Origin of the sequence: Kitasatospora sp. NPDC047058, assembly GCF_040643935.1 — a bacterium.
GTDB lineage: Bacteria > Actinomycetota > Actinomycetes > Streptomycetales > Streptomycetaceae > Kitasatospora.
In genome coordinates, this window is sequence record NZ_JBEYVJ010000086.1 from 1 (window position 1) to 21470 (window position 21470).

Sequence of the window (21470 nt, forward strand, 5' to 3'; positions counted from 1 at the left end):
TCCCGCCCGGCGGCCCCCCCCCCCCCCCCACCGCCCCCCCCCCGCCACCCCCTTCCCCCCGGGGCCACGCACGCCGCAGGGCCCCCCCCTCCCAACGGGGGGCCCCCTTCGGCTCACGACCGGCAGGTCTCAGATCTCGCCGCGCAGCTTGGCCAGCGCCTCGGCGAGGATCGCCTCGCCGTCGGCGTCGGTGCGCCGCTCACGGACGTAGGCGAGGTGGGTCTTGTACGGCTCGTTGCGGGAGGGCGCGGGCGGGTTGTGCTCGTCCTGGCCGGCCGGGAAGCCACAGCGCGGGCAGTCCCAGGTGTCCGGGATGACCGCCTCGGCGGCGAAGCTGGGACGAGTCTCGTGCTTGTTGGCACACCAGAACGAAATCCGATTGCGCGGGGCGGACTCGCCGCGCTCCGCCTCCCCCATCGGGCCGGCTCCGACCCTGCTGCCACGGATGGCGTTGCCACTTGCCACGGTCTGACTCCCTGCGTGCTGATGCGCCGACCCGCCGCGGTCCGCGTCGGTGGCGAAAGTCGTCCTAGTGTAAGCAGGAGTTAAGGATCCACCACTACCGGCTCCGCCCAGGACCGTTCCAGCATAGGTCGCGGGGCGACGGGACGTCAGGGTTACGTCAGCTCTTGTACTTCAGCACCAGGCCGAGCACGATGATGCAGGCGAACCAGGCGATGCCGACCACGATCGTGATGCGGTCCAGGTTGCGCTCGGCCACCGCGGAACCGCCGCCGGTGGACATCGCGCCACCGCCGAACATGTCGGACAGGCCGCCGCCCTTCCCCTTGTGCAGCAGCACCAGGAGGATCATCAGCAGGCTGAAGATGATCAGGGCAATCGAGAACCCGATAACCACGACGGGACCAACTCTCTCGTATCTTCGGCGAAGGGGCCGGGCCGCTGTGAGCGGTCCGGCCCCAAAGCCTACGTTGCTGCGGCGGCGTTAGCCTACTGCCTGCTCACGGTACCGCACGATCTTGACGAACTCCTCGGCGTCCAGGGAGGCACCGCCGATCAGGCCGCCGTCGACGTCGGGCTTGGCCATCAGGCCGGCCGCGCTCGACGACTTGACCGAACCGCCGTACAGCACCCGGACCTTGCCGGCCAGCTCGGCGTCGTACAGCTCGGCGATCCGCCCGCGGATCGCGGCGCAGACCTCCTGGGCGTCCTCGGGGGTCGCCACCTCGCCGGTGCCGATCGCCCAGACCGGCTCGTACGCGACCACGATGGACTCGGCCTGGACGGCCGGGACGTCCGCCAGGGCGCCGTCGAGCTGGGCCAGCGTGTACTCGACGTGGGTGCCGGCCTTGCGGATCTCCAGCGGCTCGCCGATGCAGAGGATCGGGGTGACCCCGCTGCGGTAGGCGGCCTTGACCTTGGCGTTGACGATCTCCTCGTTCTCGCCGTGGTACTGACGGCGCTCCGAGTGGCCGATCACCGCGTAGGTGCACTTCAGCTTGGCCAGCATCGGGCCGGAGACCTCGCCGGTGTAGGCACCGGAGTCGTGCTGCGAGATGTCCTGCGAGCCGTACTTGATCTTCAGCTTGTCGCCGTCGACCAGGGTCTGCACCGACCGCAGGTCGGTGAACGGCACCAGGACCGCGACCTCGACGGACTCGTAGTCCTTGTCGGCCAGCGCGAAGGCCAGCTTCTGGGTGTGCTGGATGGCCTCAAGGTGGTTGAGGTTCATCTTCCAGTTGCCCGCCATCAGCGGGAGACGCTCAGTCATTGCCTCAGCCTTCCAGGGCGGCGAGACCGGGGAGCGTCTTGCCCTCCAGGTACTCGAGGCTCGCGCCACCGCCGGTCGAGATGTGCCCGAACCTCGTCTCGTCGAAGCCCAGGATGCGGACGGCCGCGGCGGAGTCGCCGCCACCGACCACGGTGAACGCGTCGCTGTCGAGCAGGGCCTGCGCGACGGCCTTGGTGCCCTCGGCGAAGGCCGGGTGCTCGAAGACGCCCACCGGGCCGTTCCAGAACACCGTCTTCGCGTCGGCCAGCTTCTCCGCGAACAGCTCGCGGGTCTTCGGGCCGATGTCCAGGCCCTCCTTGTCGGCGGGGATCTTGTCCGCGTCGACGGTCTCGAAGTCCTCGACCGGCGCGTGCGTCTTGGTGTCGGGGAAGTCCGCGGAGACCGCGACGTCCACCGGCAGCACGAACTCGACGCCGTTCTGCTTCGCCCGCTCCAGGTACTCCAGGACGGTCGGGACCTGGTCCTTCTGCAGCAGCGACTTGCCGACCTCGTTGCCCAGCGCGTACAGGAAGGTGTACGCCATGCCGCCGCCGATCAGGATGCGGTCGGCCTTGCCGAGCAGGTTGTCGATCACGCCGACCTTGTCGGACACCTTGGAGCCGCCGAGCACGACGACGTACGGGCGCTCGACCTCCTCGGTGAGGCGCTTGAGCACGCCCACCTCGGTGGCGATCAGGTCGCCGACGGCGTGCGGCAGCCGGGCCGGGAGGTCGTAGACGGAGGCGTGCTTGCGGTGCACCGCACCGAAGCCGTCGCCGACGTACAGGTCGGCCAGCTGCGCCAGCTCGTCCGCGAACGCGCCGCGCTCGGCGTCGTCCTTGCTGGTCTCGCCGGCGTTGAAGCGCAGGTTCTCGAGCAGCGTGACCTCGCCGTCGGCCAGGGCGGCGACGGTGGCCTTCGCGCTCTCGCCCACGGTGTCGGCCGCGAACGCGACCGGCGTGCCGAGGATCTCGCCGAGGCGGACGGCCACCGGCGCGAGGGAGAACTGCGGGTCCGGCTCGCCCTTCGGGCGGCCGAGGTGGGAGGCGACGACAACCTTCGCACCGCGCTCGACGAGCTTGGCGATGGTCGGGGCGACGGCACGGATCCGGCCGTCGTCGGTGATCGAGCCGCCGGACAGCGGCACGTTCAGGTCCGCGCGCACGAACACGCGCTTGCCGGTGACGTCGAGGTCTTCGATGGTCTTCACGGTCTTCGGTCTCCTGGGGACAAGGTGGCGCAAGCGACGGCACAACGTCGGGCCGTCAAAGGGGAGTTGAGGGTGCGCAGACGAGGGCCCGGATGGCGTCGCAGCCTTCCGGGCCCTCCCCCTTACTTCACGTCAGCTCCCGCAGCGTCAGAGCCGGCCGCCGACGAGGGCGGTCAGGTTGACGAGGCGGTTCGAGTAGCCCCACTCGTTGTCGTACCAGCCGAAGACCTTGACCTGGTTGCCCTGGACCATGGTCATCAGCGAGTCGAAGATCGTGGAGAACGGCGAGTTCACGATGTCGGAGGAGACGATCGGGTCCTCGGTGTAGTGCAGGATGCCCTTGAGCGAGGTCTCGGAGGCCTTCTTGAAGGCCTCGTTGACCTCGGCGACGGTGACGTCGCGCTCCAGGGTGACGACGAGGTCGGTGATCGAGCCGGTCGGGACCGGGACGCGCAGCGAGGTGCCGTCCAGCTTGCCCTTGAGCTCCGGCAGGACCAGCGCGGTGGCCTTGGCGGCACCGGTGGAGGTGGGGATGATGTTGAGGGCCGCGGCGCGGGCGCGACGCAGGTCCTTGTGCGGGAAGTCCAGGGTGACCTGGTCGTTGGTGTACGCGTGCACCGTGGTCATCAGACCCTTGACGATGCCGAAGTTCTCGTTCAGCACCTTGGCCAGCGGCGCCACGCAGTTGGTGGTGCAGGAGGCGTTGGAGATGACGGTGTGGTTGGCGGCGTCGTACTTGTCGTCGTTGACGCCCATGACGATGGTGATGTCCTCGTCGGTGGCGGGCGCCGAGATGATGACCTTCTTGGCACCGGCGGCGACGTGCTTCTTGGCCGCCTCGGCCTTGGTGAAGATGCCGGTGGACTCGATGACGATGTCCACGCCCAGCTCGCCCCAGGGGAGGTTGGCCGGGTCGCGCTCGGCGATGACCTGGAAGGTCTTGCCGTCGACCGTGATGCTGTCCGCGGTGTGCGAGACCTCGCCCGGGAAGGTGCCCAGGATCGAGTCGTACTTCAGCAGGTGCGCCAGGGTCTTCGTGTCGGTGAGGTCGTTGACACCGACGATCTCGATGTCCGCGCCCTGGGACTGAACCGCACGGAAGAAGTTGCGGCCGATGCGGCCGAATCCGTTGATGCCTACCCGGATCGTCACGAACCGATCTCCTCGTTAGGTACGCCGGACAAAATGCCGACGGGGTGGAATTTTGGGATGTCCCCGACCGCCTATGACCCTACCCCTCCGGAGCCATTCAGGGCACATCACCCCGGGTCGGACACCTTGGCGTGGCGTGTCAAGAGGCCGGGATCAGGCCTTCCACCCGTGCCGCCACCGGCAGTTGGTCCAGACCTGCGGAGCGGGGCGCGGAACCTCCCGTTCCGGCGTCCGGACACACGACGGCCGGTGTCCGCATTGCGGACACCGGCCGTCGTCGCCCACGCACCGTGAGCGTCCGGACACGCCCTCGGGCGTCTCCGTCGGACTCGCCCTCGTACCGGGCCGTCCGGTCAGTTCAGGGCCATCTCGTCGGTCAGGTTGGCCTCGGTACTGGGCAGGCCGAGCTCGGAGGCGCGTTTGTCGGCCATCGCCAGCAGCCGGCGGATCCGGCCGGCCACCGCGTCCTTGGTCAGCGGCGGGTCGGCGAGCGCGCCCAGCTCCTCCAGCGAGGCCTGCTTGTGCTGCATCCGCAGCTGGCCGGCGGCGGCCAGGTGCTCGGGCACCTCGTCGCCGAGGATCTCCAGCGCGCGCTGCACCCGGGCGCCGGCCGCCACCGCGGCACGGGCCGAGCGGCGCAGGTTGGCGTCGTCGAAGTTGGCGAGCCGGTTGGCGGTGGCCCGGACCTCGCGCCGCATCCGGCGCTCCTCCCAGGCGAGCACCGACTCGTGGGCGCCGAGCCGGGTCAGCAGCGCGCCGATGGCGTCGCCGTCGCGGATCACCACCCGGTCCACGCCGCGCACCTCGCGGGCCTTGGCCGGGATGCCCAGCCGGCGGGCGGCGCCGACCAGGGCGAGCGCGGCCTCCGAGCCGGGGCAGGTGATCTCCAGCGAGGAGGAGCGGCCCGGCTCGGTGAGCGAGCCGTGCGCCAGGAACGCACCGCGCCACGCCGCCTCGGCGTCACAGGTGGCGCCGGACACCACGGCCGGGGGCAGGCCCCGGATCGGCCGCCCGCGGCCGTCCACCAGGCCGGTCTGGCGCGCCAGCAGCTCGCCGTCCTTGACCACCCGGACCACGTAGCGACTGCCCCGGCGCAGCCCGCCCGGGGCCATCACCACCAGGTCGGAGGAGTGTCCGAAGATCTCCAGCAGGTCCTTGCGCAGCCGGCGCGCGGCCGCTCCGGTGTCGAGCTCCGCCTCGATCACGATGCGGCCGCTCACGATGTGCAGCCCGCCCGCGAATCGCAGGATCGCCGACACCTCCGCCTTGCGGCAGCAGGCCCGGGTGACCGGGAGCCGGCTGATTTCGTCCTTCACCGCTGGAGTCATCGCCATGGCCCGATCCTTCCATGTGTCCGGAAAATCCGGTCGTACGCGGCGGCCAAGAGCTCCGGGTCGTGTCGCGGGGTGCCGTCGGTGCGGGCGACCCGGCCGAGCACCAGGGCGGCGCCCATCCGCTCGGCGGCCTTCTCCAGGCCGGCCAGGTCCGCCTGGCCGAAGGCGCCGCCGGTGACGGCGCGCTCGTCCACCAGGATCGCATCCACCGCGAGGTCCGGTGCGTGGTCGGCGATGACCTCCAGGTGGCGCTGCGGGGTGAAGCCCTCCGTCTCGCCGGGCTGGGGGGCCAGGTTCAGGGTGAGCAGCCGGCGGGCGCGGGTCTCGGTGAGCGCCCGGGCGAGCTCGGGCACCAGCAGGTGCGGGAGCACGCTGGTGAACCAGGAGCCGGGGCCGAGCACCACCCAGTCCGCCTCGCGCACGGCGGCGACGGCCTCCGGCACGGCCGGCGGCTCGTCCGGCAGCAGCCGGATCGACTGGACCGTACCCGGCGTGACGGCGACGTTGGCCTGGCCGCGCACGGCCGACACCTCGCCGGGGTGCGCCGGGTCGTGCCCGCGGACTATCGCCTCGATGTCCAGCGGCACCGCCGACATCGGCAGCACCCGGCCCTGGACGTTCAGCAGCCGGCCCACCCAGTCCAGGGCGGTGACCGGGTCCCCGAGCTTCTCCCAGAGCGCGACGATCAGCAGGTTGCCGACGGCGTGGCCGCCGAGCTCGCCGGTGCCGGTGAAGCGCTGCTGGATCACCTCGGACCAGGTGCGGCCCCAGTCGTCGTCGCCGCAGAGCGCGGCCAGCGCCTTGCGCAGGTCCCCCGGGGGCAGCACCCCGAGCTCCTCGCGCAGCCGGCCGCTGGAGCCGCCGTCGTCGGCCACCGTGACCACGGCGGTGAGGTCGGTGGTGAGCCGGCGCAGCGCGGAGAGCGAGGCCGAGAGGCCCTGGCCGCCGCCGAGGGCGGCGATCCGGGGGGCCTGCTTGGCCCGGGGCGGCTGGCTGGTGCGGGCGGGACTGGTGCGGGCCTGGCCGGTCCGGGCCTGTCCGGGTCGGGGCCGGCCGGCCGCGGAGCGTGACGGGCCTGCCGTCCGGTCGGCGGTCTTGTTCTGCAGCTGCCGCCCGGGCACGTATCCCGTCACACCCACCTCGCGTTCCCTTGCCTGCCGCCGGCCTCCGCCGGCGGCCCGGCAGGGAGACGGCGGCTACTCCCGTCCCATGTCACGGTGGACGAGCACCGTTTCGACGCCGTCCGCGATGAGACGCTTCGTCAACCGCTCGGACATCGCGACGCTGCGGTGCTTGCCACCGGTGCAGCCTACGGCAAGCGTCATGTAGCGCTTCCCCTCGCGCCGGTACCCCTCGGTGACGATGCGCAGCAGCTCGGCGTAGCCGTCGAGGAATTCGTTGGCCCCGGGCTGCTGGAACACGTAGTCGGCGACGTCGGCGTCGGTGCCGGTGCGGGCGCGCAGCTCGGGGACCCAGTGCGGGTTGGGCAGGAAGCGGCAGTCCACCACGAGGTCGGCGTCGACCGGCAGGCCGTACTTGAAGCCGAAGGACATCACGGTGGCGCGCAGCTCGGGCTCGTCGTGGTCGGCGAACTGGGCGTCGAGCTTGGCGCGCAGCTGGTGCACGTTGAGGTTGGAGGTGTCGATCACCAGGTCGGCCTCGCCGCGCAGCTCGCGCAGCAGGTCGCGCTCCTGGGCGATGCCGTCGACGATGCGGCCGTCGGCCTGGAGCGGGTGCGGGCGGCGCACGCTCTCGAAGCGGCGGACCAGGGCGTCGTCGGAGGAGTCCAGGAAGACCACGCTCAGCCGGACGCCGCGCTTCTCCAGCTCGTCCAGCGAGGTCAGCAGGTCGTCGAAGAACTGCCGGCCGCGGACGTCCACCACGACGCCGATCCGGGCCACGTTGCCCTGGGAGCGGGCGCCGAGGTCGACCATGGTCGGGATGAGGGCCGGCGGCAGGTTGTCCACCACGAACCAGCCGAGGTCCTCCAGGCACTTGGCGGCGGTGGAGCGGCCGGCTCCGGACATGCCGGAGATGATCACCAGCTCCGGGGCGTTCTCCGCGCCGGCCTCGGGCCGGGCGGTACCCCCATAATCGGACACGGTCACTTCGGTTCCCCGCTCTCGGTGGTTCTGCTGTGGAGAACGCGCGTCGCGCGGGCACGCTTCCCCGGCTCACTCGGGCGAGTGAGCACGGGGCGCGCCGGCTGACGGGCGGCGTCGGCCGTCATGGCGTCTCCTGGGACGGTGCGGTCTGGGGCGCTGCGTCGGCCACGGTCCGGGCCGTTTCCGCGCTGTCATCGATGATCTCGCCGGTGGCGGTGTTCACGGCGAGTGCTGCGGGTGTACGGGACGACAACGCTGCCGCAACAGTCTCCGCCGTCCGGCGTCCGATGCCGGGGACGGCGCAGAGTTCGTCGACGGTGGCCGCGCGGAGCCGCTTCAGCGAGCCGAAGTGCTTGAGCAGCGCCTGGCGGCGAGTCTCGCCGAGCCCGGGGACGGAGTCCAGCTCCCCGGCGGTGAGTCGCTTGGAACGCTTGCTGCGCTGGTAGGTGATGGCGAAGCGGTGCGCCTCGTCGCGGACCCGCTGGAGCAGGTAGAGGCCCTCGCTGCTGCGGGGCAGGACCACCGGGTCGTCCTCGCCGGGCAGCCAGACCTCCTCCAGGCGCTTGGCCAGGCCGCAGAGGGCGACGTCGTCGATGCCCAGCTCGTCCAGGGCGCGCCGGGCGGCGGCGACCTGCGGCTGGCCGCCGTCGACCACCAGCAGCTGCGGCGGGTAGGCGAAGCGGCGGGGGCGGCCCGCCTCGTCCCGGGTCTCCGTCGGGTCGGCCGGGCCGGACGGCGTGCCCGGCTCGTCGTCGGTGCCCTCCTCCGGGACGGCCCACTCCCCGGTCTGCTCGCGCTCCTGGAGGTAGCGGCGGAACCGGCGGGTGATCACCTCGTGCATCGAGCGGACGTCGTCCTGGCCCTCGAAGCCCTTGATCTGGAAGCGGCGGTACTCGCTCTTGCGGGCCAGGCCGTCCTCGAAGACGACCATCGAGGCGACCACGTCCTCGCCCTGGAGGTGGGAGATGTCGAAGCACTCGATGCGCAGCGGGACGGAGTCCAGCTCCAGGGCGTCGGCGATCTCCTGGAGGGCGCGGCTGCGGGTGGTGAGGTCGGAGGCGCGCTTGGTCTTGTGCAGTGCCAGCGCCTGCTGGGCGTTGCGCTGCACGGTGGCCATCAGGTCCTTCTTGTCGCCGCGCTGCGGGACGCGCAGGTCGACCTGGCTCCCCTTGCCGGTCTGCGCGGCGCGCAGGCCGGACAGCCACTCCTTCACCGGGCCGGCCGGCTCGGGCAGGGCGGGGACCAGCACCTCGCGCGGCACGGACTCGTTGCCCCCGCCGTAGAGCTGCTGCAGGGCGTGCTCGACCAGGCCCGCGGTGTCCACGTCCTCGACCTTGTCGGTGACCCAGCCGCGCTGGCCGCGGACCCGGCCGCCGCGGACGTGGAAGATCTGGACGGCGGCCTCCAACTCGTCCTCGGCGAGGGCGAGCAGGTCGGCGTCGGTGGCGTCGGCGAGCACGATGGCGTTCTTCTCCATCGCGCGCTTGAGCGCTCCGATGTCGTCGCGCAGCCGGCCCGCCTTCTCGTACTCCATGTCCGCGGCGGCCTCCTGCATCTGCTCTTCCAGCCGGCGCAGGTAGTTGCCGGTGCGGCCGGCCATGAAGTCGCAGAAGTCCTCGGCGAGCGCCCGGTGTTCGTCGGCGGAGACCTTGCCGACACAGGGCGCGGCGCACTTGCCGATGTAGCCGAGCAGGCACGGGCGGCCGACCTGGCGGGCGCGCTTGAACACGCCGTTGGAGCAGGTGCGGACCGGGAAGACCCGCAGCAGCAGGTCGACCGTCTCGCGGATCGCCCAGGCGTGCCCGTAGGGGCCGAAGTAGCGCACGCCCTTCTTGTGCGCCCCGCGCATCACCTGGACCCGCGGGTACTCCTCGTCGAGGGTGACCGCGAGCTCCGGGTAGCTCTTGTCGTCGCGGTACTTGACGTTGAAGCGGGGGTCGAACTCCTTGATCCAGGAGTACTCCAGCTGCAGCGCCTCGACCTCGGTGGAGACCACCGTCCACTCGACCGAGGCAGCGGTGGTGACCATGGTCGCGGTCCGCGGGTGCAGCCCGGCGAGGTCCTGGAAGTAGGACGACAGCCGCGGCCGCAGGCTCTTGGCCTTGCCGACGTAGATGACCCGACCGTGGGCGTCACGGAACCGGTACACACCCGGCGAGGTCGGAATCGCGCCCGGCGCCGGGCGGTAGGTGGACGGGTCAGCCATGGGTCCACCGTACCGAGTCGGGCCGGGCGGGCGGCGGGGAGACCACCGGGGCGGGGATCAGCGGATTGGAGATCAACTGCTTCAGCTCGGAGTCACCTTGAGGTTTCCGCCCTCGACCGCGACCTGGTACTCGGGCAGCGGCTTGGTCGCCGGGCCCTCGACCCGGGCGCCGGTGGAGAAGTTGAAGTTGCTGCCGTGGCACGGGCACTTGATCAGCTGGTCCTCGACCTTGTCGACCACGCAGCCGGCGTGGGTGCAGACCGCGCTGAACGCCTCGTAGGTGCCCTCGGTCGGCTGGGTGACGACGATCTTCTTCTCGCGGTAGACCTTGCCCCCGCCGACCGGGACGTCCGTCGCCGGGCCCACGACGACCGGCTCCTTGGGGGTCTTCGGCGCCGACGCGGCGGGAGCGGCGGAGCCGCTGGAGGAGCAGCCCGAGACGGCGGCCGTGCCACCGGCGGCGAGGACGGCGGCGGCTCCGCAGAGCACGGTGCGACGGGAGGCGGCGGGGCTCTCGTGGGCCTCGGACATCGGTGGCTGCTCCTGCGGGTGGGCGGTCGTGGGTCAGCGGCAGTCTATGCGCCGTGCCCCCGGCTGCCCCCCGCCGATCGGGGGCAGCCGGGTGCGGTGACGGGCTACTTCTTCGCGGCGGCCCGCTTGCGCGGGGCCCGGACCGGCACCTGGGCGTCGTTGAACTCGCCCGGCAGGATGTCCCGGAGAAACTTCCCGGTGTGGCTGTCCGGCACGGCGGCGATCTGCTCCGGGGTGCCCTCGGCGACCACCGTGCCGCCGCCGGAACCGCCCTCGGGTCCCATGTCGACGATCCAGTCGGCGGTCTTGATCACATCGAGGTTGTGCTCGATGACGATCACCGTGTTGCCCTTCTCCACCAGCCCGGAGAGCACCTTGATCAGCTTGCTGATGTCCTCGAAGTGCAGGCCGGTGGTGGGCTCGTCCAGGACGTAGACCGTCCGCCCGGTGGAGCGCTTCTGCAGCTCGGAGGCGAGCTTGACGCGCTGCGCCTCACCACCGGAGAGGGTCGGCGCGGACTGGCCGAGCCGGACGTAGCCGAGGCCGACGTCGTTGAGCGTCCTCAGGTGGCGGGCGATCGCCGGGACGGCCTCGAAGAAGTGCAGCGCCTCCTCGATCGGCATGTCCAGCACCTCGGCGATGGACTTGCCCTTGTAGTGGACCTCCAGCGTCTCCCGGTTGTACCGGGCACCGTGGCAGACCTCGCACGGCACGTAGACGTCGGGCAGGAAGTTCATCTCGATCTTGATGGTGCCGTCGCCGGAGCAGTTCTCGCAGCGGCCGCCCTTGACGTTGAACGAGAACCGGCCGGGCAGGTAGCCGCGGACCTTGGCCTCCTGCGTCTCCGCGAAGAGCCGCCGGACGTGGTCGAACACGCCGGTGTAGGTGGCCGGGTTGGAGCGCGGGGTGCGGCCGATCGGCGACTGGTCGACGTGCACCACCTTGTCCACCAGGTCGGTGCCGGTGATCCGGGTGTGCCGGCCCGGCACGCTGCGGGCGCCGTTCAGCTCCCGGGCGAGGTGGGTGTACAGGATGTCGTTGACCAGCGTCGACTTGCCGGAGCCGGAGACCCCGGTGATCGCGGTGAAGGTGCCGAGCGGGAAGCCGACCGTGACGTCCCTGAGGTTGTGCTCACGGGCGCCGTGGACGGTCAGCTGGCGCTTCTTGTCCCGTGCCCGGCGGGCGGCCGGGATCGGGATGGAGCGCTTGCCGGAGAGGTACTGGCCGGTCAGCGACTCCTTGTTGCCGAGCAGCTGCTTCAGCGAGCCGGAGTGCACCACCTTGCCGCCGTGCTCGCCGGCGCCGGGGCCGATGTCGACCACCCAGTCGGCCGTCTTGATGGTGTCCTCGTCGTGCTCGACGACGATCAGGGTGTTGCCGATGTCCCGCAGCCGGACCAGCGTCTCGATCAGGCGGTGGTTGTCGCGCTGGTGCAGGCCGATGGACGGCTCGTCCAGCACGTAGAGCACGCCGACCAGGCCGGAGCCGATCTGGGTGGCGAGCCGGATGCGCTGGGCCTCTCCGCCGGACAGGGTGCCGGCCGCGCGGTTGAGCGAGAGGTAGTCCAGGCCGACGTCGACCAGGAAGCGCAGCCGCTCGTTGACCTCCTTGAGGACCCGCTCGGCGATCTTCTTGTCCCGGGCGGTCAGCCGCATCGCGCCGAGGAAGTCCGAGCAGTCGCTGATCGACATCGCCGAGACGTCCGCGATGGACTTCCCCTCGACGGTGACGGCGAGCACCACCGGCTTCAGCCGGGTGCCCTCGCAGGTCGGGCAGGGCACCTCGCGCATGTAGCCCTCGAAGCGCTCGCGGCTGGAGTCGCTCTCCGCCTCGGTGTGCCGGCGCTGGATGAACGGCACCGCGCCCTCGAAGCCCGTGGTGTACGAGCGGTCCCGCCCGTAGCGGGTGCGGAACCGCACCTCGACCTGGTGCTTGTGCCCGTACAGCAGCGCCTTCCGGGCGCGGGCCGGCAGCCCGGCCCAGGGGATGTCGGTGCGGAAGCCCAGCTCGTCGGCGAGCGCGCCGATCAGCCGCTGGAAGTACTCCTTGGTGTGGCCGCCGGACCAGGGGTGGATGGCGCCCTCGTCCAGCGACCGCTCCTCGTCGGGGACGACCAGCTCCGGGTCCACCTCCATCCGGTTGCCCAGGCCCGAGCAGTCCGGGCAGGCGCCGAACGGCGAGTTGAAGGAGAAGGAGCGCGGCTCCAGCTCCTCGAACGACACGTCGTCGTACGGGCAGTAGAGGTGCTCGGAGTACATCCGCTCGCGCTCCGGGTCGTCCTCCGGAAGGTCGACGAAGTCGAGCACGACCATGCCGCCGGACAGCCGCAGGGCCGTCTCCACCGAGTCGGTCAGGCGGCGCTTGGCGCTCTCCTTGACCGTGAGGCGGTCGATCACCACCTCGACGGTGTGCTTCTCCTGCTTCTTCAGCTTGGGCGGCTCGGCCAGCTGGACGGTCTGGCCGTCCACCCGGGCGCGCGCGTAGCCCTTGGACTGGAGGTCGGCGAAGAGGTCGACGAACTCGCCCTTGCGCTCGCGCACCACCGGGCTGAGCACCTGGAAGCGGGTGCCCTCGGCGAGCTCCAGCACCTTGTCCACGACGGCCTGCGGGGACTGCTTGGCGATCGGGCGGCCGCAGTGCGGGCAGTGCGGCTTGCCGATCCGGGCGAACAGCAGGCGCAGGTAGTCGTAGACCTCGGTGATGGTGCCGACCGTCGAGCGCGGGTTGCGGTTGGTGGACTTCTGGTCGATCGAGACGGCCGGGGAGAGGCCCTCGATGAAGTCGACGTCGGGCTTGTCCATCTGCCCGAGGAACTGCCGGGCGTAGGAGGACAGCGACTCGACGTACCGGCGCTGCCCCTCGGCGAAGATCGTGTCGAAGGCCAGCGAGGACTTGCCGGACCCGGAGAGGCCCGTGAAGACGATGAGGGAGTCGCGGGGCAGGTCGAGCGAGACGTTCTTGAGGTTGTGCTCGCGAGCACCGCGGACGATGAGGCGGTCGGCCACTGCTTCTGGCGCCTTTCTCCGGGGCGAGATGGCTGGTGAATGTGATGCGTACTTCTTCCAGGATGCGGCAGCCAGCCTACTAGCTCACGCGTTCGATTATCGAGCTTGTCCAGCCGGGTCCACCCGAACGAGTGAAGACCCGTTCCGGGGGTGACCCGGGCAATCCGGGAAAGCCCCAGATCAGCCCCGAGATCGGCGGTAACGTCACCCTCGTCAACGAGCGAACGCCCGCCCGGGCAACGCCCACACCGACGGAGGCCGTACCCGATGACCGAACCAGCGACCGGCCCGGCAGCCGACCCGGCCACCGACCCGGCCACCGCCGCCGCCCTCGCCGACGAGCGGCTGCGCCTGGTCGCCGCCGGCACCGGCCACCTCCTGCACACGGTGGCGGAGCTGAAGCCGGAGGCCCTGGCCGAGCCCTCCGCGCTCCCCGGCTGGACCAGGGGCCACGTGCTGGCCCACCTGGCCCGCAACGCCGACTCGCTGGTCAACCTGCTGAACGGCGCCCGGACCGGCACCGACATCCCCCAGTACGCCGGCAACGAGGCCCGCGACCAGGGCATCGAGGACGGCGCCGGGCGGCCGCTCGACGTCCAGCTCGACGACCTGCGCGACTCGGACGGGCGCTTCACCTCGGCGGCCGCCCTGCTGCCCGCCGGGGCCTGGACGGCCGAGGTCCGCCACCGCACCGGCTACACCTTCCCGGCCTGCGACATCCCGTGGAAGCGGCTGATGGAGATCGAGTACCACCACGTCGACCTGGACGCCGGCTACACCCCGGCGCACTGGCCGGAGCCGTTCGCGGTGGCCGAGTTCCGGCGCCTGGCCGGGAAGCTCGCCGGGGCCGCGGACCTGCCCGCCGTCGAGCTGGTCGCCGACGACACCGCGGACCGCGGCATGATCGGCACCGGCACCCCGGCCCTGACCGCCGAGGGCCCGGTCCGGGCGCTCGCCGCCTGGCTCTCCGGCCGCTCCGACGGCGACGGCCTCCAGGTCCACCGGGACGGCGTCCAGCTCCCCGACGGGCGCGCCGCACTCCCCCCGCTTCCCCCGCTGGGCTGACCGCGCGAGGATGATCCTGAACGCTGGAGCGACCGGACTAGGAGCGGACGGATGACGTACCACGGAGCGGTCAAGGTCGGCGGACCGCCGGACGTGCGCGAGCTGGCCCACCTGATCATCACCAAGATGGCCGTCGGCCCGTACGACAACAACGCCTATCTGCTGCGCTGCCGGGCCACCGACGAGCAGCTGCTGATCGACGCCGCCGCCGACGCGCCGGTCCTGCTGGAGACGGTCGGCGACGAGCTCGCCACCGTGGTCACCACCCACCGGCACCACGACCACTGGAGCGCGCTCGCCGAGGTGGTCGCCACCACCGGCGCCCGCACCGCGGCCGGGGAGCACGACGCCGAGGGCATCGACGTCCCCACCGAGCTGTGGCTGGCGGACGACGACAAGCTGCGGGTCGGCCAGGTGGAACTCACCGTCCGGCACCTGATCGGCCACACCCCCGGCGCGATCGTGCTGGTCTACGACGACCCGCAGGGCCACCCGCACGTCTTCACCGGCGACTGCCTGTTCCCGGGCGGCGTGGGCAACACCTGGGGCGACAAGGCGGCCTTCGACAGCCTCTTCAAGGACGTCAACGAGAAGATCTTCGACGCCCTGCCGGACGAGGCCTGGGTCTACCCCGGCCACGGCAACGACACCACCCTCGGCGCCGAGCGCCCGCACCTCGCCGAGTGGCGCGAGCGCGGCTGGTAGCCCCCGGCACGACGGACGGCGGGCCCGCGACCACTGCTCGGTCGCGGGCCCGCCGTCGTCACTGCGCCGGCGGCGCAGCAGGGATCAGGCGTCGAGCTTCTGCGGCTCGTCGTGCCCGGCCTGCTCCCGCTCCTGCTTCCGGGAGGCCATCAGGCTGGTCACGGTGGTGACGGCGAGCACCACCACGATGAAGCCCAGCGAGAGCGGGATGCCGATCTCGGGGACGTTCGCACCGGCCTCGTGGGCCGCGTGCAGCACCAGCTTCACGCCGATGAAGCCGAGGATCACCGAGAGGCCGTAGCTCAGGTGGACCAGCTTCTTCAGCAGGCCGCCGATCAGGAAGTACAGCTGGCGCAGGCCCATCAGGGCGAAGGCGTTGGCGGTGAACACGATGTACGGGTCCTGGGTCAGGCCGAAGATCGCGGGGATCGAGTCCAGCGCGAACAGCACGTCCGTGGTGCCGATCGCCAGCATCACGATCAGCATCGGCGTCATCAGCCGACGGCCGTTCTCCCGCACGAAGAGCCTGGTGCCGTGGTACTTGTCGGTCGACGGGAAGCGCTGCTCGATCGACTTGAGCAGGCGGTTCTCCTCGAACTCCTCGTCCTCCTCGTCGGCCCGGGCCTCCTTGATCAGCTTCCACGCCGTCCAGATCAGGAAGGCACCGAAGAGGAAGAACACCCAGGAGAACTGCGCCACCAGCGCCGCGCCGCCGGCGATGAAGACCGCCCGGAGCACCAGCGCGATGATCACACCGAACATCAGCACGCGCTGCTGGTAGATCCTGGGCACCGCGAACTTGCCCATGATCAGAATGAACACGAAGAGGTTGTCGACACTCAGCGACTTCTCGGTGATGTACCCGGCGAAGAACTCACCCGCCGGCCGACCGCCGGAGTGCCACCAGAGGAATCCGCCGAAGACGGCGGCCAGCACGATCCAGACCGTGGTCCAGATGCCGGCTTCCTTGATCGAGACCTCGTGCGGCTTGCGGCCGCCGATGAAGAAGTCGGCCACGATCAGCGCCAACAGCACACCGATCGTGCCGATCCACATGCTCACGGAAACGTCCACTACTGCTCCTCCGGCAGGTAGGCGAGACAGTCATCGTCACTGCCGGAGGTCTCTTCCGTCCGTCGGGCTCGTCACTGCGAACACCGGGACCAGTGCCCCGGGGCGCCGCTCTCCGGGCGCCCGTGATGACGGGACAGCTGCTACAGGGAATACTCCCCTCCGCTGCCATCGAGAGTAACAGGAAGTCCAAGGGAAGGTAAAGAAGGTAAAGAGCCGCCCTGTGGCGGGGCCCTGCGGGCGGACCCGGCGGGGCGCCGGGTCCGCGGATTCGGCAGGTTCGGCGGAGGCGCCGGGGGTGACGTCGGGGTGGCGGGGGCGACGGGCCCGACGCCGTCCGGCAGGTCTCAGAGGAACGGCTCGATGGCCGGCAGCAGGTCCTGGAAGGTCCGCCCGCGAGCGGGCGCCCCGATCGCCAGCATGCCCCAGCCGCCCGAGGGCTCGCGGAACACCTTGGCCATGATCTGCCCCGTGTGCGGGCCGCCGCCGGCCAGCTCGTACCGGGCCAGCTCCAGCCCGGTGGACTCGTCCACCAGCCGGCAGTAGGCGTTCTGCACCTCGGCGAAGGTCTGCCCGGTGTACGAGCTGACCGTGAACACCACCTGGGTGATGTGCGCCGGCACGTGCACCAGGTCCACCAGGATCGACTCGTCGTCCTCGCCCGCGCCGGTGCCTCCGACCAGGTTGTCCCCGGTGTGCCGGACCGAGCCGTCGTTGCTCTCCAGGTGCTGGAAGAAGACCACGTCGGACGGGGTCTGCTCGGCGTACAGCAGCGCCGAGGCGTCCAGGTCGATCTGCCGGGTGCGGCTGCCGAACAGGCCCCGCTTGGGCGCCGCCTTCCAGCCGAGCCCCATCCGGACGACCGTCAGCGACTCGCCCGAACCCTTCTGCAGGCTGACCTGCTGCCCCTTGGCAAGGTTCACCGACACGGCGTTGTCCTCTCTGCCCAGCCGCGCGGTCGGTCTCCGCGCCGGCTCCACGGTGGAACACCCCGTTGCCGTCCCCCGGCTGAGGCCCCCTGGTGCGACCGCCCCGGTCCGGAGGCGATACCGCAGGAAAGCCTAGGCCCTGCGGTCGGGCGCACCGGTCAGCGTCTACCCCTTTGTGGCAAGGCTGAGACACCGCCGGGCTTGACCGGTGCCAGAACCGGCCAGGCCCGGCGGTGCGGCGGGCGTACCGCTCGCGCGCCGCCCGTGCGTCAGGCGATGCCGGCCTCGCGCATCTGCCGCAGCTCCTTCTTCAGCTCCTTGACCTCGTCGCGCAGCCGGGCCGCGACCTCGAACTGGAGGTCCGTCGCGGCCGCGTGCATCCGGTCCGTCATCGACTGGATCAGCTCGGCCAGCTCGGCGGCCGGCATGGACGTGGCCGGCTTGCGGTCGGCGCCGAGCGCCGGCACCGGGGCCTTGCCCTTGCCCGCCGCGGCCCGGTACCCGCTGGAGAGCAGCTCGTCGGTGTCCACGTCCTCGCGGGCGAGGGTGTCCAGGATGTCGCCGATCTTCTTGCGCAGCGGCTGCGGGTCGATGCCGTGCTTCTTGTTGTAGGCCTGCTGGACGGCCCGGCGGCGGTTGGTCTCGTCGATCGCCCGCTCCATCGAGGGGGTGATCCGGTCCGCGTACATGTGGACCTGGCCGGAGACGTTGCGGGCGGCGCGGCCGATGGTCTGGATCAGCGAGGTGCCGGAGCGCAGGAAGCCCTCCTTGTCGGCGTCCAGGATCGCCACCAGGGAGACCTCGGGCAGGTCCAGGCCCTCACGGAGCAGGTTGATGCCGACCAGCACGTCGTACTTCCCGGCCCGCAGCTCGCGCAGCAGCTCGACCCGGCGCAGCGTGTCGACGTCGCTGTGCAGGTACCGGACGCGGATGTCCAGGCCGAGCATGTAGTCGGTGAGGTCCTCGGCCATCTTCTTGGTGAGCGTGGTGACCAGGACGCGCTCGTCCCGCTCGACGCGCTTGCGGACCTCGTGCACCAGGTCGTCGATCTGGCCCTCGGTCGGCTTGACGATCACCTCGGGGTCGATCAGGCCGGTCGGGCGGATGATCTGCTCGACCTGGCCGTCGCCGCGGGACAGCTCGTACGGGCCGGGGGTGGCGGAGAGGTAGACGGTCTGGCCGATCCGCTCCAGGAACTCCTCCCACTTGAGCGGGCGGTTGTCCATCGCGGAGGGCAGCCGGAAGCCGTGCTCGACCAGGGTGCGCTTGCGCGAGGCGTCGCCCTCGTACATCGCGCCGATCTGCGGGACGGTGACGTGCGACTCGTCGACGACCAGGAGGAAGTCCTCCGGGAAGTAGTCGAGCAGGGTGTTCGGCGGGGAGCCGGGCTCGCGGCCGTCGAAGTGCATCGAGTAGTTCTCGACGCCCGAGCAGGTGCCGATCTGGCGGAGCATCTCGATGTCGTAGGTGGTGCGCATCCGCAGCCGCTGGGCCTCCAGCAGCTTGCCCTGCTTCTCCAGCCGGGCGAGCGTCCCCTCCAGCTCCTTCTCGATGCCGTTGACGGCGCGCTCCATGCGCTCCGGGCCGGCCACGTAGTGCGAGGCGGGGAAGACGTGGACGGCGTCGTCCTGGCTGATGATCTCGCCGGTGAGCGGGTGCAGCGTGTAGAGCGCCTCGATCTCGTCGCCGAACATCTCGATCCGGACGGCCAGCTCCTCGTAGACCGGGAAGATCTCGATGGTGTCGCCGCGGACCCGGAAGGTGCCGCGGGTGAAGGCGAGGTCGTTGCGGGTGTACTGGATGTCGACGAAGCGGCGGAGCAGGACGTCGCGGTCGATCTCCTCGCCGACCTTGAGCCGCACCATCCGGTCCACGTACTCCTGCGGTGTGCCGAGGCCGTAGATGCAGGAGACGGACGCGACCACGATCACGTCGCGGCGGGTGAGCAGCGAGTTGGTCGCGGAGTGGCGCAGCCGCTCGACCTCCTCGTTGATCGAGGAGTCCTTCTCGATGTAGGTGTCCGTCTGCGGGACGTACGCCTCGGGCTGGTAGTAGTCGTAGTACGAGACGAAGTACTCGACCGCGTTGTTCGGCAGCAGCTCGCGGAACTCGTTGGCGAGCTGGGCGGCCAGGGTCTTGTTCGGCGCCATCACCAGGGTGGGGCGCTGGAGCTTCTCGATCATCCACGCCGTGGTGGCCGACTTGCCGGTACCGGTGGCACCCAGCAGGACGACGTCCTTCTCCCCCGCGCGGATCCGGCGCTCCAGCTCGGCGATGGCCGCCGGCTGGTCGCCGTTGGGCTGGTAGGGGCTGACGACCTCGAAGGGCGCCACTGACCGCTCAATGCTCGTGATGGGTCGCACGTGTCCACCGTACGACCCGTCACTGACAAAGATGACCTACTCGGCGCGGTCCCCGGCGCCGTCCTTGGCGCTGTCCCGGGCGAGGGCGACGAGGCGGGAGATCGCCCGGAGGTACTTCTTGCGGTAGCCGCCGCGGAGCATCTCCTCGGGGAACACCTGGTCGAAGGGGATGCCGGAGGCGGTGATCGGCAGCTCGCGGTCGTACATCCGGTCGGCGAGGACGACCAGGCGCAGGGCGGTGGACTGGTCGTCGACCTGGCGCACGCCGCGCAGGCAGACCGCCCGGACGTCGTCCAGCAGCGCGCCGTAGCGGCTGGGGTGGACGGCGGAGAGGTGGTCGAGCAGGACGCCGAAGTCGTCCAGCGAGGCGCCCGGGGTGCGGGCGGCGACGGCGTCCACCTGGGCGTCGGCGTACGGCGGCGGGGCGTCCGGGAGGCCGCGGTGGCGGTAGTCCTGGCCGTCGATCCGCATCGGGCGGAAGTGCGCGGACAGGCCCTGGATCTCGCGCAGGAAGTCGGCGGCGGCGAACCGGCCCTCGCCGAGCTTCTCGGGCAGGGTGTTGGAGGTGGCGCAGAGCTTGACGCCGTTGTCGACCAGGCGTCCTAGCAGGGTGGAGACCAGGACGGTGTCGCCCGGGTCGTCCAGCTCGAACTCGTCGATGCAGAGCAGCCTGTGGCCGGAGAGCGTGGTCACGGCCTGCTGGAAGCCGAGCGCGCCGACCAGGTTGGTCAGCTCGACGAAGGTGCCGAAGGCCTTGGGGCCGGGCGCGGCGTGCCAGAGCGAGGCGAGCAGGTGGGTCTTGCCGACGCCGTAGCCGCCGTCCAGGTAGACGCCGGCCGGGCCGGTGGGCGCGGGGGCGCTGCGGCGGAACCAGCTGCGCTTGGGGGCGGAACCGTTTCCGCTGTTGAGGGCGCCGGCGAACTGCTCCAGGACCTGCACGGCCTCGTACTGGCTGGGCTGGCCCGGGTCGGGGAGGTACGTCCCGAAGCTCACGTCGGAGAAGCGCGGCGGCGGGACCATCTCGGCGACCAGCCGCTCGGCGGGGACGACGGGACGACGGTCGGTGAGCGCGACGGGGGCGGCGGCCGGGGGCGCGGTCGCTATGGACTCGCTCGCACCGGTCGCGGCTTCGGGGTGTGGGGCTGCTGCGGGCACGGTAGTAGAGGGTACGCCTGGTCGTGCCCGCCTCAGGCCCGGGCCGGGGTCCCGGTGGACCGGCCCCGGTGGGCCCGTCCGGGCGGGGCCGCCGGTGGAACACTGGTGCCATGCAACAGCTGATCAGCCCGCCGGCCCGGCCGTCCGCCGATCCGGGCTCACCGGAGTCGCTCGCCGCCGTCTACGCCTACCCCGACCAGGTGAATCACGGCCTGCCGTGGCTGCGCGCCAACATGGTGGCCGGCCTGGACGGCGGGGCGAGGCTGGACGGGCTCTCCGAGGGCCTCTCCGGGGACGCCGACAAGCTGATCTTCGGCGTGCTGCGGGCGCTGTCGGACGTGGTGCTGGTGGGCGCCGAGACGGTCCGCGCCGAGGGCTACCGCCCCGCGCGGGCGCCGGCCGCGTTCGCCGCGGCGCGCCGGGCGGCCGGGCAGGCCCCGGCCCCGGTGATCGCGATCGTCAGCCGCTCGCTGGGGCTGGACCTGGCGGCGCCGCTGTTCACCGAGCCGCTGGTGCGCACGGTGGTCATCACCACCGCGGACTCCCCGGCGGAGAGCCGAAGGGCGGTCGCCGAGGTGGCCGACGTGATCGTGGCCGGGGAGGGCTCGGTGGACCTGCCGGCGGCCGTGGCGGCGCTCGCCGGGCGCGGCTGGACGCGGTTGCTGACCGAGGGCGGGCCGCGGCTGCTGGGACAGCTGGCGGCGGCGGACCTGCTGGACGAGCTGTGCCTGTCGCTGGCGCCGTTGATCACGGCCGGCGACGCGCCGCGCATCATCCACGGTGCGGAAATGCCGGACGCACAGCGGATGCGGCTGGTCTCATTGATCGAGCAGAAAGGTTTCCTCTTCACCCGCTACCAGCGTCTTCACCCGGACTCCGCCCCGTCGGCCACGTGACCTCCGGAGCG

The 21470-nt window shown here is 71.3% G+C and carries 18 protein-coding genes; 3 read left to right on the forward strand and 15 right to left on the reverse strand.

Features of this window, described 5'->3' with window-relative positions; translation table 11 throughout:
- Positions 1-129: 129 nt before the first annotated feature.
- The 11 genes from ABZ885_RS15975 to uvrA all read right to left on the reverse strand — a co-directional run bounded on the left by ABZ885_RS15975 (position 130) and on the right by uvrA (position 13275).
- Positions 130-465, reverse strand: coding sequence for an RNA polymerase-binding protein RbpA (locus ABZ885_RS15975; RefSeq protein ID WP_035841977.1), 336 nt, complete (start codon positions 463-465; stop codon positions 130-132).
- A 157-nt stretch (positions 466-622) separates the two neighbouring features.
- Entirely contained in the window at positions 623-859 is a 237-nt protein-coding gene (secG, locus tag ABZ885_RS15980; protein WP_360188091.1) for a preprotein translocase subunit SecG, read from the reverse strand.
- 87 nt (positions 860-946) lie between these two features.
- Complete coding sequence (gene tpiA, locus ABZ885_RS15985) at positions 947-1732, reverse strand: triose-phosphate isomerase (RefSeq protein ID WP_360188093.1); 786 nt, start codon at positions 1730-1732, stop codon at positions 947-949.
- A gap of 4 nt (positions 1733-1736) precedes the next feature.
- On the reverse strand, positions 1737-2942 hold the full coding sequence (locus tag ABZ885_RS15990) for a phosphoglycerate kinase (RefSeq protein WP_360188094.1): 1206 nt from the start codon (positions 2940-2942) through the stop codon (positions 1737-1739).
- A gap of 147 nt (positions 2943-3089) precedes the next feature.
- Positions 3090-4094 carry a type I glyceraldehyde-3-phosphate dehydrogenase gene (gene gap / locus ABZ885_RS15995; protein ID WP_360188095.1) on the reverse strand — a complete coding sequence of 335 codons (1005 nt, stop codon included), beginning with the start codon at positions 4092-4094 and terminating at the stop codon, positions 3090-3092.
- Between the two features lie 353 nt (positions 4095-4447).
- Entirely contained in the window at positions 4448-5428 is a 981-nt protein-coding gene (gene whiA / locus ABZ885_RS16000; RefSeq protein WP_209411690.1) for a DNA-binding protein WhiA, read from the reverse strand.
- A complete protein-coding gene (gene yvcK / locus ABZ885_RS16005) occupies positions 5419-6567 on the reverse strand; it encodes a uridine diphosphate-N-acetylglucosamine-binding protein YvcK (protein WP_360188097.1) in 1149 nt (382 codons plus the stop codon). Before yvcK ends, whiA begins: the two co-directional genes overlap by 10 nt.
- A gap of 57 nt (positions 6568-6624) precedes the next feature.
- Positions 6625-7536: an RNase adapter RapZ gene (gene rapZ / locus ABZ885_RS16010; RefSeq protein WP_360188099.1), complete on the reverse strand. Its 912-nt coding sequence runs from the start codon at positions 7534-7536 to the stop codon at positions 6625-6627.
- A 118-nt stretch (positions 7537-7654) separates the two neighbouring features.
- A complete protein-coding gene (gene uvrC, locus ABZ885_RS16015) occupies positions 7655-9739 on the reverse strand; it encodes an excinuclease ABC subunit UvrC (protein ID WP_360188101.1) in 2085 nt (694 codons plus the stop codon).
- Between the two features lie 81 nt (positions 9740-9820).
- Entirely contained in the window at positions 9821-10270 is a 450-nt protein-coding gene (locus ABZ885_RS16020; RefSeq protein WP_360188103.1) for a Rieske (2Fe-2S) protein, read from the reverse strand.
- Between the two features lie 104 nt (positions 10271-10374).
- Entirely contained in the window at positions 10375-13275 is a 2901-nt protein-coding gene (gene uvrA / locus ABZ885_RS16025) for an excinuclease ABC subunit UvrA (protein ID WP_360188104.1), read from the reverse strand.
- A 267-nt stretch (positions 13276-13542) separates the two neighbouring features.
- Here uvrA and ABZ885_RS16030 point away from each other — a divergent pair, with 267 nt between their 5' ends.
- On the forward strand, positions 13543-14340 hold the full coding sequence (locus ABZ885_RS16030) for a maleylpyruvate isomerase family mycothiol-dependent enzyme (RefSeq protein WP_360188105.1): 798 nt from the start codon (positions 13543-13545) through the stop codon (positions 14338-14340).
- A gap of 51 nt (positions 14341-14391) precedes the next feature.
- Positions 14392-15045, forward strand: coding sequence for an MBL fold metallo-hydrolase (locus ABZ885_RS16035; RefSeq protein ID WP_360188107.1), 654 nt, complete (start codon positions 14392-14394; stop codon positions 15043-15045).
- Between the two features lie 84 nt (positions 15046-15129).
- On the opposite strand, the gene ABZ885_RS16040 is transcribed toward ABZ885_RS16035, so the two are convergent.
- From ABZ885_RS16040 to zapE, 4 genes are all read right to left on the reverse strand, one after another.
- Entirely contained in the window at positions 15130-16119 is a 990-nt protein-coding gene (locus tag ABZ885_RS16040; RefSeq protein ID WP_360188108.1) for a TerC family protein, read from the reverse strand.
- Positions 16120-16463: 344 nt separating this feature from the next.
- Positions 16464-17045, reverse strand: a complete 582-nt coding sequence (locus ABZ885_RS16045) for a TerD family protein (protein WP_360188110.1) — start codon at positions 17043-17045, stop codon at positions 16464-16466.
- A 269-nt stretch (positions 17046-17314) separates the two neighbouring features.
- On the reverse strand, positions 17315-19408 hold the full coding sequence (uvrB, locus tag ABZ885_RS16050; RefSeq protein WP_360188112.1) for an excinuclease ABC subunit UvrB: 2094 nt from the start codon (positions 19406-19408) through the stop codon (positions 17315-17317).
- Between the two features lie 36 nt (positions 19409-19444).
- Positions 19445-20512: a cell division protein ZapE gene (gene zapE / locus ABZ885_RS16055; protein WP_360188124.1), complete on the reverse strand. Its 1068-nt coding sequence runs from the start codon at positions 20510-20512 to the stop codon at positions 19445-19447.
- Between the two features lie 161 nt (positions 20513-20673).
- Here zapE and ABZ885_RS16060 point away from each other — a divergent pair, with 161 nt between their 5' ends.
- On the forward strand, positions 20674-21459 hold the full coding sequence (locus ABZ885_RS16060) for a pyrimidine reductase family protein (RefSeq protein ID WP_360188114.1): 786 nt from the start codon (positions 20674-20676) through the stop codon (positions 21457-21459).
- Positions 21460-21470: the final 11 nt, after the last annotated feature.

Excerpts from the sequence above, each read along its gene's own strand:
- tpiA (WP_360188093.1), bottom strand. The coding sequence starts at position 1,732 with ATGACTGAGCGTCTCCCGCTGATGGCGGGCAACTGGAAGATGAACCTC.
- whiA (WP_209411690.1), bottom strand. The coding sequence starts at position 5,428 with ATGGCGATGACTCCAGCGGTGAAGGACGAAATCAGCCGGCTCCCGGTC.
- uvrC (WP_360188101.1), bottom strand. The coding sequence starts at position 9,739 with ATGGCTGACCCGTCCACCTACCGCCCGGCGCCGGGCGCGATTCCGACC.
- ABZ885_RS16020 (WP_360188103.1), bottom strand. The coding sequence starts at position 10,270 with ATGTCCGAGGCCCACGAGAGCCCCGCCGCCTCCCGTCGCACCGTGCTC.
- ABZ885_RS16030 (WP_360188105.1), top strand. The coding sequence starts at position 13,543 with ATGACCGAACCAGCGACCGGCCCGGCAGCCGACCCGGCCACCGACCCG.
- ABZ885_RS16035 (WP_360188107.1), top strand. The coding sequence starts at position 14,392 with ATGACGTACCACGGAGCGGTCAAGGTCGGCGGACCGCCGGACGTGCGC.
- ABZ885_RS16060 (WP_360188114.1), top strand. The coding sequence starts at position 20,674 with ATGCAACAGCTGATCAGCCCGCCGGCCCGGCCGTCCGCCGATCCGGGC.